Origin of the sequence: Methylobacterium ajmalii (assembly GCF_016613415.1) — a bacterium.
GTDB lineage: Bacteria > Pseudomonadota > Alphaproteobacteria > Rhizobiales > Beijerinckiaceae > Methylobacterium > Methylobacterium ajmalii.
The window spans coordinates 1-12,525 of sequence record NZ_JACWCT010000130.1; the positions used below are offsets into that span (position 1 = coordinate 1).

At 70.9% G+C, this 12,525-nt stretch carries 10 protein-coding genes; all 10 read left to right on the forward strand.

The window, feature by feature from the left end:
* Positions 1 to 99: 99 nt before the first annotated feature.
* The 10 genes from HPY23_RS24460 to HPY23_RS24505 all read left to right on the forward strand — a co-directional run bounded on the left by HPY23_RS24460 (position 100) and on the right by HPY23_RS24505 (position 12,347).
* A complete protein-coding gene (locus HPY23_RS24460; RefSeq protein WP_236012881.1) occupies positions 100 to 297 on the forward strand; it encodes a P-loop NTPase family protein in 198 nt (65 codons plus the stop codon).
* 3 nt (positions 298 to 300) lie between these two features.
* A complete protein-coding gene (locus HPY23_RS24465) occupies positions 301 to 1,695 on the forward strand; it encodes an MmgE/PrpD family protein (protein ID WP_091885285.1) in 1,395 nt (464 codons plus the stop codon).
* A gap of 307 nt (positions 1,696 to 2,002) precedes the next feature.
* On the forward strand, positions 2,003 to 2,902 hold the full coding sequence (locus HPY23_RS24470; protein WP_060845729.1) for an isocitrate lyase/PEP mutase family protein: 900 nt from the start codon (positions 2,003 to 2,005) through the stop codon (positions 2,900 to 2,902).
* On the forward strand, positions 2,899 to 4,584 hold the full coding sequence (locus tag HPY23_RS24475; protein ID WP_200601993.1) for a hydantoinase B/oxoprolinase family protein: 1,686 nt from the start codon (positions 2,899 to 2,901) through the stop codon (positions 4,582 to 4,584). The genes HPY23_RS24470 and HPY23_RS24475 overlap by 4 nt, the downstream gene beginning before the upstream one ends.
* Positions 4,581 to 6,647, forward strand: a complete 2,067-nt coding sequence (locus tag HPY23_RS24480) for a hydantoinase/oxoprolinase family protein (protein ID WP_091885279.1) — start codon at positions 4,581 to 4,583, stop codon at positions 6,645 to 6,647. The genes HPY23_RS24475 and HPY23_RS24480 overlap by 4 nt, the downstream gene beginning before the upstream one ends.
* Positions 6,644 to 7,255 carry a cysteine hydrolase family protein gene (locus HPY23_RS24485; RefSeq protein WP_060845726.1) on the forward strand — a complete coding sequence of 204 codons (612 nt, stop codon included), beginning with the start codon at positions 6,644 to 6,646 and terminating at the stop codon, positions 7,253 to 7,255. The genes HPY23_RS24480 and HPY23_RS24485 overlap by 4 nt, the downstream gene beginning before the upstream one ends.
* Complete coding sequence (locus tag HPY23_RS24490) at positions 7,252 to 8,646, forward strand: FAD-dependent oxidoreductase (RefSeq protein ID WP_091885276.1); 1,395 nt, start codon at positions 7,252 to 7,254, stop codon at positions 8,644 to 8,646. The genes HPY23_RS24485 and HPY23_RS24490 overlap by 4 nt, the downstream gene beginning before the upstream one ends.
* A gap of 264 nt (positions 8,647 to 8,910) precedes the next feature.
* Positions 8,911 to 10,317 carry a 3-isopropylmalate dehydratase large subunit gene (leuC, locus tag HPY23_RS24495; RefSeq protein ID WP_091885273.1) on the forward strand — a complete coding sequence of 469 codons (1,407 nt, stop codon included), beginning with the start codon at positions 8,911 to 8,913 and terminating at the stop codon, positions 10,315 to 10,317.
* A 1-nt stretch (position 10,318) separates the two neighbouring features.
* Complete coding sequence (gene leuD / locus HPY23_RS24500; RefSeq protein ID WP_060845723.1) at positions 10,319 to 10,927, forward strand: 3-isopropylmalate dehydratase small subunit; 609 nt, start codon at positions 10,319 to 10,321, stop codon at positions 10,925 to 10,927.
* 154 nt (positions 10,928 to 11,081) lie between these two features.
* The gene (locus HPY23_RS24505; RefSeq protein ID WP_091885271.1) at positions 11,082 to 12,347 is read left to right on the forward strand and encodes an ABC transporter substrate-binding protein; all 1,266 of its coding nucleotides are present in this window, start codon (positions 11,082 to 11,084) and stop codon (positions 12,345 to 12,347) included.
* The last annotated feature ends 178 nt before the right edge of the window (positions 12,348 to 12,525 follow it).

A 12,525-nucleotide genomic window follows, 5' to 3' on the forward strand; every position in this document is an offset into this window, starting at 1 on the left:
GCCTCACGCTGTTTCCTGCCTGTGGCCTGGGCGTCTATCAACCCCAAACGACGAAGCGGGCTTCGAGCCCGCCTCTCGTCCATCAACCCCGAATGACGAATGACCGAGATGTTCACGCTCGTCCGGACCCTCAACCAGGAAGGACTGCCGATCATGCTGGTGGAACAGAACGTGGTGCAGTCGCTCGACCTCGCGACCCGCGCCTACATCCTGGAGAACGGCACCGTCGCGCTCGAAGGCGAGGCCGCGACGCTCGCCGCCGACCCGGCCCTGCGCCGCACCTATCTGGGGCTCTGAGCCATGGGCATCGTCACCCCCGGCATCGTGCCGGCCACCACGCTGATGGCCGAGCCCGTCCCCGCCTGGCTCGGGCGCTGGACCGCCTTCGCGGCCGACCTCCGATTCTCCGACCTGCCCGAGGCGGCTCTCGACCGCGCCCGCCTCGTCCTCCTCGATTCGCTCGGCGTCATCGCCGCCGGGATGCGCGAGCCGGAGTGCCTGGCACTCGCCGAGCGGCTGGCCGCCCGCCGCACGGGCGCGGCCCCGGCGATCGGCAGCGGCCTGTCGCTCGATCCGCGCGACGCGGCCTTGGTCAATGGCGCGGCGGGCACGACGCTGGAGCTCGACGAGGGCAACCAGTACGCCCGCGGCCACCCGGCGATCCACGTCCTCCCGGCCGCCCTCGCGGTCGCCCAGGAGATCAAGGCCTCCGGCGCCGACCTGATCGCGGCGCTGGTCCTCGGCTACGAGATCGGCGCGCGGATCGGCATCGCCTCGAAGCTGCGGGTGACGATGCACCCGCACGGCACCTGGGGCACCGTCGGCGCGGCGCTCGCGGTGGCGAAGCTGCATGGCGCCGATGCCGCGATGATCGGCCGGGCGATCGGGCTCGCCTCGTCGCTGGGTCTGAGCACCAGCCGGCGCACGATGCTGGAGGGAGCGACCGTCCGCAACACCTATGCGGGCTTCTCCAACCAGCTCGGGCTCACCGCCTGGGACCTCGCCGAGAGCGGCTTCCTGCCCGAGCGCGACGGGATCGGCACGGTCTATGGCGGCATCCTCGCCGACGATTTCTCCGCCGACGCGATGGTGGAGGAGCTGGGCACGCGCTGGGAGATCGCCCGCAACTACTTCAAGCGCCACGCCGCCTGCCGCTACACCCACGGCGCCCTCGACGCCCTGGCGCAGATCCGCGCCGAATCCGGTCCGCTCGACCCGGATTCCGTCCGCTCGGTCGAGGTCGCCACCTACGTCTGGGCGGCGCAGCTCGACCACCCGGCGCCCGAGACGATGCTGGCGGCGAAGTTCTCCCTGCCCTTCGCCCTCGCGGCGGCCCTGGTGCGGGGCGAGGCGAACACCGACGCCTTCCGGGACGAGGCGCGGGCCGACCGCCGCATCCTCGCGCTCGCCCGCCGGGTGATGGTGCGGGAGGACCCGGCGATGACGGCGCAGCTGCCGTCCCTGCGGCCCGCCACCGTCACCCTGACGCTGGCCGACGGCCGCAAGCTCTCGGCGAAGGCGCTCACCAACCGCGGCGACACCGAGGACCCGTACTCGGCCGACGACGTGCGGGACAAGTTCCGGGCGCTCGCCGGGCCGGTCTGGGGAGCGGAGCGGAGCGAAGACATCATCCGCGCGGTCGCCGGGATCGAGAAGGCGGAGAGGGTCGGGGCGTTGCTGGCGCTGGTGGCGTGAGACGCGCCATCTGGATACCTAAATAATATTACATTTTTGGCAAATATATCCCGCCGATAAATTCGGAAAACTCTCTACTGCATTCAGAACGGCAATAGCATACGCGCTCCCCTCCCCCTTGTGGGGAGGGGCTATGGGGATCGAAGATCCCACGTGGGGGTGGTGCCGCGTAGAGCGCGCGCTTCATCCGGCACCACCCCCACCTCCGGCTCCTCCCCACACGGGGGAGGAGAGGTGCCCCGCCTGCGGGAAGAGGGGAAGCGCGCACCACGAACGTGATGAAACCGAACGAGGAACACCCCGCGTCATGTCCCTGAAGTCCCGCCTCGCCGAGGACCGCGTCCTCGTCGCTCCGGGCGTCTACGACGCCCTCACGGCCTCGCTCGCCACGGATGCGGGATTCGAGGCCTTGTACCTCTCGGGCGCGGCCATCGCCTATACGCGGCTGGGCCGGCCCGATATCGGCCTCGTCGCGATGACCGAGGTCGCCGAGACGATCACGCTGGTGCGCGACCGGGTGGCGACGCCCCTCGTGGTCGATGCCGACAACGGCTACGGCAACGCGCTCAACGTCGAGCGCACCGTGCGTCTGTTCGAGCGGGCCGGCGCCAGCGCGATCCAGCTCGAGGACCAGAGCTACCCCAAGCGCTGCGGCCACCTCCAGGACAAGACCTTGATCGGCCAGGGCGACATGGTCGGCAAGATCAAGGCGGCGCTCGACGCCCGCGTCAGCGCCGAAACCCTGATCGTCGCCCGTACCGATGCGGTGGCGGTCGAGGGCTTCGAGCGCGCCATCGAGCGGGCGCAAGCCTATGCGGAGGCCGGTGCCGACGTGCTGTTCGTCGAGGCGCCCCGCTCGGCCAACCAGCTCGCCGAGGTCACGAAGGCCCTCGGCCACACCCGCCCGCTGCTCGCCAACATGGTCGAGGGCGGCGACACGCCGCTGGCCTCGGCCGCCGATCTCGGGGCGCTCGGCTTCCGGCTGGTGATCTTCCCCGGCGGCATCGTCCGGGCGCTCGCCCGCACCGCCCAGGCCTATTACGGCTCGCTCGCCAAGGCCGGCACCAACACGCCGTTCGCCGACCGGATGTTCGATTTCGGCGAACTGAACGCACTCATCGGCACGCCCGAGATGCTGGCCCGCGGCCGCGCTTACGAGGGGGCAGAACGCGCCCCTGCGGGCGCTATGGAGGGAAGCGCCCAATGACCCCGATCGATCCCGTCACCCTGGCGGTGCTGAAGGGCCGCCTCGAGCAGATCGCCGACGAGATGGACGCGACGCTCTACCGTTCGGCCTTCAACCCGATCATCGCCGAGGCCCGCGACGCCTGCCACGGACTCTACCACGCCACCACCGGCGACACCCTGGTCCAGGGCACCAAGGGCCTGCCGATCTTCGTCGGCGCCATGGCGTTCGCGGTGAAGGCGGTGATCGCCAAGGTCGAGCGCGAGGGCGGCCTGGAGCCCGGCGACACCTTCCTGTTCAACGACCCCTATAGCGGCGGCACCCACCTCAACGACTTCCGCCTCGTCCGCCCGGTCTTTCGCGATGGGCAGCTCTTCTGCTGGCTCGCCTCGGTCGGCCACTGGCTCGACATCGGCGGCAACGTGCCGGGCGGCTACAACCCGAAGGCGACCGAGAGCTTCCAGGAGGGCGTGCGCTTCCCGCCGGTGAAGCTCTTCTCCGCCGGGCGCCTCAACCAGGACATCGTCGATATCCTGGCCGCCAACACCCGCGTCCCGACCTCGAACTGGGGCGACCTCAACGGCCAGCTCAACGCCCTCGATCTCGGCGAGCGCCGCTTCACCGCGCTCCTCGACGAGTACGGCGACGCCACGGTCGATGCCGCCTTCGCGGCCTTCTCCGACCGGGCCGAGGCCCTGATGCGCGCCGCGATCCGGGCCCTGCCGGACGGCCATTACGGCTTCTCGGACGTGCTCGACAACGACGGCATCATCGACGAACCGCTGACCATCGCCCTCGACCTCACCATCGAGGGCGACAGCATGGTGCTGGACTTCTCGCGCTCCTCGGCGCCGGCGCAAGGCCCGATCAACATCTCGCACGCGACGACCGTGGCGGCCTGCTACGTCGCGTTGAAGCACGTCTTCACCGAGGTGCCGGCCAATGCCGGCTGCCTGCGTCCGATCACCTTCACGGTGCCGGAGACGACCCTGCTGGGGGCCGGCGCCCCGAAGCCGATGGCGGGCTACACCGAGACGATCCTGCGGCTGATCGGCGTGGTGCTGGGCGCGCTGGCCGCCGCCGATCCGGACCGGGCGACCGCCGCGCCCTTCGGAACCATCAACGCGCTCTCGCTCGCCGGCCACCGGGCCGACGGCTCGCGCTGGGTGATGTTCTCGTTCTTCGGCGGTGGCCTCGGGGGCAACCCCGAGACCGACGGCCTGAGCCACGCCAACAACCCGATCTCGACCGCGACGATTCCCCCGGTCGAGATCCTGGAGGCAGCCTATCCCGTGGTCTTCACCCAGTGGGCCTTGCGGCCCGACAGCGCCGGGGCCGGCGCCCATCGCGGCGGGCTCGGCGCGGTCTACGAGATCGAGACCCTGACCGATGCCGACGTGTTCCTGCTCGGCGAGCGCGGCAAGGTGGCGCCGTTCGGCGTCAAGGGCGGGCAATCCGCGGCGCTCAACCGCTTCGGCTGGCAGACGCAAGACGGCTGGGCGAGCCCGCCGATGGTCTCGAAGGTGACGGATGTCCGCATCAAGGCCGGCGAGCGGGTGCGGCTCGAGACCCCCGGCGGCGGCGGCTTCGGCCACCCGGCCGAGCGGAACCGCGACGCCCTGCAGCGCGACCTGCGTCTCGGCTACGTGAGCCCGGAGGCCGCCGCCCGCGACTACGCCCTGACGACCGGAGACGAGCAATGACCCCCCGTGCCATCGTCGGCGTCGATGTCGGCGGCACCTTCACCGACCTGTTCTACTACGACGAGGCCGCCGGCCGCTTCCAGACCGGCAAGGTCCCGTCGAACCGCGGCGACGAGGCGGTGGGCTTCCTCGCCGGCCTGAAAGGCTTCGGCCCGGTCGCCGGCCTCGCCTCGATCGTCCACGGCACCACGGTCGGCACCAACGCGCTCCTGGAGCGGAAAGGAGCCCGGATCGGCCTCATCACCACGCGCGGTTTTCGCGACGTGCTGGAGATGCGCCGGCGCGACCGGCGCCACACCTGGGGCCTGTGGGGCGATTTCGTCCCCGTGGTCGACCGCGACCTGCGGCTGGAGGTCGACGAGCGCACGCTCGCCGACGGCACGATCCGGGAGGCGGTGAACCCGGATCAGGTGGCCGAGGCCGCCCGCGCGCTGATCGCCAACGGCGCCGAGGCCCTGGCGATCTGCTTCGTCAACGCCTACGCCAACCCGGAGAACGAGCGGGTCGCGATGGAGGCGGCCTCCGCCGTGTGGCCGAACGCCAACGTGGAGCGCTCGTCCGGCATCCTGCCGGAGATCCGCGAGTTCGAGCGCACTTCGACGACGGTGCTCAACGCCTACCTGCAGCCGGTGGTCGGCAGCTATCTCGGCAAGCTCGACCGGGCGCTGGAATCCGAGGGGTTCGAGGGCCGCTTCCACATCGTCCAGTCGAACGGCGGCGTGATGTCGACCGCCACCGCCCGGCGTCTTCCCGTCCGCACCGCCCTGTCGGGGCCGGCGGCCGGGGTGATCGCGGCCGCCGCCATCGCCAAGGAGGCCGGCTTCCCGAACGTGATCACGGGCGACCTCGGCGGTACCTCCTTCGACGTGTCGCTGGTGGTCGAGGGCGAGACGGCGCTCGCCGCCCAGACCACCATCGATTTCGGTCTCGTCATCCGCACGCCGATGATCGAGATCAGCACGATCGGCGCCGGCGGCGGCTCGATCGCCCATGTCGATGCCGGCGGCCTGCTCCAGGTCGGGCCGGAAAGCGCCGGCTCGCGGCCGGGCCCGGTCTGCTACGGCCAGGGCAACACCCGCCCGACGCTCACCGACGCCAACGTGGTGCTCGGCCGGATCAACGCCGAGCGGCCGATCGGCGGGGCGCTGAAGCGCCTCGACGTGGAAGCCGCCAAGGCCGCGATCCGGGAGCGCGTCGCAGGCCCCCTCGGCCTCGACGTGATGGCGGCGGCCGAAGCCATCGTGCGGGTGGCCGACGGCAAGATGGCCGGCGCGATCCGCCTCGTCTCGATCGAGCGCGGGCACGACCCGCAAAAGTTCGCCGCGGTGCCGTTCGGCGGCGGCGGGGCGCTGCATGTCGGCGCGCTCATCAAGGATGTGGGCCTGCGCGGGGCGCTGGTGCCGCGCTATCCCGGCGTCACCTCGGCCCTCGGCTGCGTCATCGCCGATATCCGGCACGACCAGGTCCAGACCCTCAACCTGTTGCTGGCCGGCCTCGACGCCGCCGCCCTCGACCGGCGGATGGTGGCGGAAGCGCAAGCCGCCCGGGAGGTCGTCGAGGCCGCCGGCCTCACGGTGTCGCGCATCGACACGGTGTTCGAGCTCGACATGCACTATGTCGGGCAGACCCACACCGTGGCGGTGGCCCTCCCCGTGACGGTCGAGAACGGCACCACCGGCGTCACGGTGGCGATCATCCAGGAGGCGTTTGAGGCGGCCTACCGCACCTCGTTCAGCCGCCTGCTCCCGGGGTTGGGCACCCGGATCGTCAACCTGCGCACCGCCGCGATCGGCCGGCGGCCGCATTTCGACCTCGCCGCGCTCGCGCCGGGGGCGGATGCGTCGCTGGAGGCCGCCCGCACCGGCAGCCGGCCGGTCTGGTTCGCCGGCGCCTGGCACGAGGCGGCGGTCTATGCCCGCCTCTCGCTTCCCGTCGGCGCCGAGATCCGCGGCCCGGCGATCCTGGAGCAGCCGGACGCCACCACGGTGGTCGATCCCGACCTGACGGCGCGGGTCGACCGGCTCGGCAACGTGGTCGTCACCCGCACGGGAGCTCCCGCATGAGCCATGCCCCGATCCCGATGGAGCGCACCGCGCTGCTGATCTGCGATCTGCAGAACGACTTCCTGCATCCGGACGGCGCCTATGGCCGGGCCGGTCAGGCGGCACCCGAGATCGCGGCCGTGCCGGCGACGGTGCGCCCGCTCGCCGAGCTGATCCGGGCGCGGGGCGGCTTCATCGTCTCGACCCACTTCACGCTGGTGCCGGGCAAGGGCGGCGAGCCGATGATCTCGCCCCATCTGCGCGAGCTGCGGCCGTTCCTGCGCAAGGGCGATTTTCTGCCCGGAGCCTGGGGCCACGCGCTGGTGGACGAACTCCAGCCCGCCGACCTCACGGTCGAGAAGGTCGCCTACTCGGCCTTCTACATGACCCGGCTCGAATGGGTGTTGCGCAAGGCGGGAATCGAGCGGCTGCTGGTCTCGGGCATCGTCACCAACGGCGGCGTCGCCTCGACGGTGCGCGACGCCCATGTCCGCGACTTCTCCGTGACCGTGCTGTCGGATGCCTGCGCGGCCTTCTCGCCCGCCGTGCACCGGACCGCGATCGACGCGCTCAAACCCGTCTGCCGAGTGGCGGAGGTCGCCGAGATCCTGGCGGAGCTGTCCGCATGACGATCGAAGCCGCCAAGGGAGTCGCCTTCGACATCGAGGTCCCGGTCGCGGTGATCGGCGCCGGCGCCGCCGGGCTGGTGGCGGCACTCGCCGCGCACGAGGCCGGGGCCGAGGTGCTGGTGATCGAGCGCGATCCCGTGCCCCGCGGCTCCACCGCCCTCTCGGCCGGGCTGGTCCCGGCCCCCGGCACCCGCTGGCAGCGGGAGGCTGGCCTGGAGGACAGCCCGGCCTTGTTCTCCGCCGACATCATGGCGAAGGCCAAGGACGAGCCCGATCCGGCCCTCGTCGCGCGCCTCGCCGGCAGCGTCGGCCCCGCCCTCGAATGGCTCGCCGATCGCCACGGCCTCCCCTTCTCGGTCATCACCGATTTCCGCTATCCGGGCCACTCGGCGAACCGCATGCACGGCCTGCCGAGCCGGTCCGGCGAGGAGCTGGTCGACCGTCTCGCCCGCGCCGTCGAGGAATCCGGCATCCCGATCCTGTGCGAGGCCGCGGTCGACACCCTCTACGCCGAGGACGGCGCCATCCGGGGCCTCGGCCTCGTGCGGCCCGACGGCTCGCGCGAGCGCGTCGCCTGCCGGGCGCTGGTGCTGGCCTGCAACGGCTACGGCGGCAACAAGGCCCTGGTGGCCAAGCACGTCCCGGACCTCTCCGGTGCGCTGTATTTCGGCCACGAGGGTAACCAGGGCGACGCGCTGCTCTGGGGCGCGGCGCTCGGTGCCGCCACCCGCCACCTCTCGGGCCACCAGGGCCACGGCTCGGTGGCGCATCCGCACGGCATCCTGATCACCTGGGCGACGGTCACGGAGGGCGGGTTCCAGGTGAACGCGGAGGGGCGACGGTTCTCGAACGAGAGCAAGGGCTATTCCGAGCAGGCGGCGGAAGTGTTGCGCCAGCCCGGCGGGAGCGTCGTCACGGTGTTCGACGCGCGCATCGCCGGGATCGCCCGCCAGTTCGAGGATTTTCGGAAGGCCGAGAGCGCCGGGGCGATCGTCGAGGCGGAGACCATCGCCGAGCTCGCCGCGCGCCTGCACCTGCCGGAGGATGCCCTGGCGGCGACCCTGGCCGAGGTCGAGGCGCTGAAGCGCGACGGGGGGCGGGATGGCTTCGGGCGCTCCTTCGCGGGCGTGCCGGCGCTCGGGGCGCCCTACCGGGCGGTGCGGGTGACGGGGGCGCTGTTCCACACCCAGGGCGGCCTCGTGGTCGATGACGACGCGCGGGTTCTCACGGAGAACGGCGCCGCGATCCCGAACCTGTTCGCCGCGGGCGGGGCGGCCTGCGGCGTCTCCGGGACGGGGCCGGGCGGGTATCTCTCGGGCAACGGGCTGCTGGCGGCGGTGGCGCTCGGGCGCATCGCGGGCCAGGCGGCGGGGGCGATGGGGGTTTGTTAGCTCCTAGATCCTCACCATCTCTTTAGTCCCGCGTCATGAAACCCTCCCCTTTCCCGGACGACTGCAGCGAAGCGGAAGGAGATCCGGGATCCAGCGAAAGAAGTGCCGCGAAGCGGCTCTGCCTACTGCACCGTTGCAGACAAGAGGACGCTTCGCGACTTTTCGTGCTGGATCCCGGATCTCCTTCCGCTGACGCTTCAGTCGTCCGGGAAAGGGGCGGAGTTCGATGATCCAATTCCCCATGAACACGGCGGAGGACGCCCGATGACCTCGCAACCCCGCACCCTCTTCGACAAGGTCTGGGACGCCCACGTCATGGCGACCCGCCCCGACGGCCAGGCGCTCCTCGCCATCGACCGGCACCTGCTGCACGAGGGCTCGTTCCACGCCTTCGGCATGCTCGACCATGCCGGCCGCCAGATCCGCCGGCCGGAGCTGACCTTCGCGGTGGCCGACCACTACGTCCCCTCCCGCGACCGCGACGGGCCGATCCCCGATCCCGAGATCGCCAACATGGTCTCGACGCTCGCCGACAATGCCGGCCGGCACCGCATCCGGCATTTCGGCCTCGACGACCGCCAGCAGGGCATCGTCCACGTTCTCGCCCCCGAGCAGGGCCTGACGCTGCCGGGCCTCACGATCGTCTGCGGCGATTCCCACACCTCGACCCACGGCGCCTTCGGAGCGCTGGGCTTCGGCATCGGGGCGACGGAAGTGGCGCACGTGCTGGCGACGCAGGCCCTGTGGCAGCGCCGGCCCAAGACCCTGCGGGTCACCATCGACGGGGTGCTCGGCCCCCACGTCACCGCCAAGGACGTGATTTTGGCGATCATCGCGGTCATCGGGGCCGGCGGCGCGGTCGGGCACGTGCTCGAATATGCCGGCAGCGCCATCCGCGGCCTGTCGATGGAGGGGCGGCTCACCATCTGCAACATGTCGATCGAGGCCGGGGCGCGAGCCGGGATGATCGCGCCGGACGACACCACCTTCGCGTTCCTGGAGGAGCGCCCCTACGCCCCGAAGGGCGCGCTGTTCGATCAGGCGGTGGCGGCCTGGCGGCAGCTGCCGAGCGACGCGGGCGCCCGGTTCGACCGCGAGGTGACGCTCGATGCGGGCGCCATCGCCCCGACCGTGACCTGGGGGACCAGCCCCGAGACCGCCCTTCCCGTCACCGCCGCGGTGCCGGATCCGGGCCTCGAACCCAACTCTACCAAGGCCGGGCAGATGCGGGCGATGCTCGACTATATGGGCCTCACCCCCGGCATGCCCCTCGAAGAGGTCGCGATCGACCGGGTGTTCATCGGCTCCTGCACCAATTCGCGCATCGAGGATCTGCGCGCCGCGGCCGGTGTGCTGCGCGGCCACAAGGCCGCGGTGCCGGGCCTCGTCGTGCCGGGCTCCGGCCCGGTGCGGCGCCAGGCCGAATCGGAAGGGCTCGACCGGGTGTTTCGCGACGCCGGCCTCGAATGGGGCGAGCCGGGCTGCTCGATGTGCGTCGGCATCAACGGCGACCTCGTGCCGGCGGGCGAGCGCTGCGCCTCGACCACCAACCGCAACTTCCCGGGCCGCCAGGGCCCGAACGCCCGTACCCACCTGATGAGCCCGGCCATGGCGGCGGCGGCCGCCGTCACCGGCCGCCTCACCGATATCCGCCGCCTCGGGAGAAGCTGAGATGCAGCCCTTCACGACCCTCCAGGCCGTCGCGGTGCCCCTCGACGTCGCCAACGTCGACACCGACCAGATCCTGCCGGCCCGCTTCCTCAAGAAGCCGAGGAGCGCCGGCTACGGCAATTTCCTGTTCCACGACGAGCGCCGCCGCAGCGAGGCCTATCCCCTCGACGCGCCCGCCTATGCCGGGGCGGGAATCCTGGTCGCCGACCGCAACTTCGGCTGCGGCTCCTCGCGCGAGGGCGCGGTCTACGCACTGGTCGATGGCGGCATCCGCTGCGTGATCGCCCCGAGCTTCGGCGACATCTTCGCATCGAACGCGGCCAAGAACGGCCTCCTGACCGTGACCCTGCCCGAGGCCGCGGTCGCGGCCTTGCGCGCGCGCCTCGCGACGGCGCCGGGCGCGGCGCTCACGGTCGACCTGCCGGCCCAGACCGTGACCGACCCGGACGGCGCGGCGGTATCGTTCGAGATCGATCCGTTCAAGAAGCGCTGTCTCGTCGAGGGGCTCGACGACGTGGCGCTGACGCTCGAACACGCCGAGGCCATCGCGGCCTTCGAGGCCCGGGTGGCGGCCGAGCAGCCGTGGCGGGTGCCGTCCATCGCCGGATGATCCGGCCAGGGAGCAAGCCATGCACCCACGCGATGGCTCGCTCGCGCTTTGATGCAATATTCGATCAGCATCTTGTGATCGAAGTCTCTCCCGCTACACTACCCCTCCGAGCCGCGACGCCATCAATCAAACAGCGGCCCGAAGAGGGAACGTCATGCTGGAATGCGCATCCGTCGCCAGGCGGCGGCTCGTCCGCGCGTTGCTTGGCTCAACGGTTCTGTTGGCCGCCAATGCCTCGCTCTCGACCGTTCAAGCCGCCGACCCGATCCGCATCGCGGTGATCGCGGAGGCGCAGGCCATCGCCGGGGCCTCGATTCCCCAGGCTGCCCAGCTCGCCGCCGACGAGATCAACGCCAAGGGCGGGAGGGACGGCCGCAAGATCGAGATCATCACCTACGACAACAAGAGCTCGGCCGCGGATTCCGTCCGCGCCTTCCAGCGCGCGGCGAGCGAGGACAAGGCCCACGTGGTCATCGCCAGCTACATCAGCGAGGTGGTGCTGGCGCTCCAGCCCTGGTCGGCCCGGCTGAAGCTGCCCTTCGTCACCCCCGGCGCGGCCTCGAACGAGATCCCGCTCAACGTCCACAAGGACTACGCCCGTAACAAGTATTCCTTCCACGGCTACCTGACCTCGAAGGCGCAGTCCCAGGCCGTCTGCGACGCCGCCAAGGCGATCCTGGTCGAGGGGCGGCAGATGAAGACCGCAATCATCATGAGCGAGGACGCGGCGTGGACGAAGCCGCTCGACGAGGGCTACAAGGAATGCCTGCCGAAGGTCGGCCTCAAGGTGCTCGACCATATCCGGTTCTCGCCGAGCACCACCGACTTCAACCCGATTTTCAGCCGCATCGAGGGCGCCAAGCCCGACGTGATCGTCACCGGCATCTCGCATGTCGGCGTGCAGCCGACGGTGCAGTGGCGCAGCCAGCAGGTGCCGATCCCGATGGTCGGCATCGCCTCGCAGGCGACCAACGCCACCTTCTGGAAGGAGACGAACGGCGCGACGGAAGGCGTGCTGTTCGAGATGTTCGCCGCGCCCGGCACCAACGTGACGCCGAAGACCGCCCCCTTCGCGGAAGCCTTCAAGGCGAAGTACGGCAACTATCCGGGCTATGCCGGCTACACGGCGTATGACGAGGTCTACTACATCGCCGATGCGGTGAAGCGGGCGGGCTCGACCGACCCCGACAAGCTCGTCGATGCGCTCGAGAAGACCGACTGGGAGGGTACCCTCGGGCGCATCCAGTTCTACGGCAAGGACGACGAGTTCACCCACTCGATCAAGTATGGCGCCGGCCTCGTGTCGGGCATGATGATGCAGTGGCAGGACGGCAAGCAGCTGGCGGTCTGGCCTCCGACCGTCGCCAATGGAAAGATGACCTTTCCGAGCTTCGTCAAGGCCGGGACGGCGGCGAACTGAGGTCGATCCAGCCGACGTCGGACTGCTTCACCGCCTGATCTGGCAGATTGGCGCTCCAGGTTGCGAGCATCTCCCCTCTCCCCGCGGGCGGGGAGAGGGCTGTGTCCCCGTTCAGGGGACGCAGCGAGGCGGCAGCCGACGGTGAGGGGGTGGTGCCGGAGGAGCCACCTCCGGAAAC

What these genes read in the sequence shown, in the direction of transcription:
- HPY23_RS24485 (WP_060845726.1), top strand. Translation starts at nt 6,644, where the DNA reads ATGAGCCATGCCCCGATCCCGATGGAGCGCACCGCGCTGCTGATCTGC.
- HPY23_RS24460 (WP_236012881.1), top strand. Translation starts at nt 100, where the DNA reads ATGACCGAGATGTTCACGCTCGTCCGGACCCTCAACCAGGAAGGACTG.
- leuD (WP_060845723.1), top strand. Translation starts at nt 10,319, where the DNA reads ATGCAGCCCTTCACGACCCTCCAGGCCGTCGCGGTGCCCCTCGACGTC.
- HPY23_RS24480 (WP_091885279.1), top strand. Translation starts at nt 4,581, where the DNA reads ATGACCCCCCGTGCCATCGTCGGCGTCGATGTCGGCGGCACCTTCACC.
- leuC (WP_091885273.1), top strand. Translation starts at nt 8,911, where the DNA reads ATGACCTCGCAACCCCGCACCCTCTTCGACAAGGTCTGGGACGCCCAC.
- HPY23_RS24465 (WP_091885285.1), top strand. Translation starts at nt 301, where the DNA reads ATGGGCATCGTCACCCCCGGCATCGTGCCGGCCACCACGCTGATGGCC.
- HPY23_RS24505 (WP_091885271.1), top strand. Translation starts at nt 11,082, where the DNA reads ATGCTGGAATGCGCATCCGTCGCCAGGCGGCGGCTCGTCCGCGCGTTG.
- HPY23_RS24490 (WP_091885276.1), top strand. Translation starts at nt 7,252, where the DNA reads ATGACGATCGAAGCCGCCAAGGGAGTCGCCTTCGACATCGAGGTCCCG.
- HPY23_RS24470 (WP_060845729.1), top strand. Translation starts at nt 2,003, where the DNA reads ATGTCCCTGAAGTCCCGCCTCGCCGAGGACCGCGTCCTCGTCGCTCCG.
- HPY23_RS24475 (WP_200601993.1), top strand. Translation starts at nt 2,899, where the DNA reads ATGACCCCGATCGATCCCGTCACCCTGGCGGTGCTGAAGGGCCGCCTC.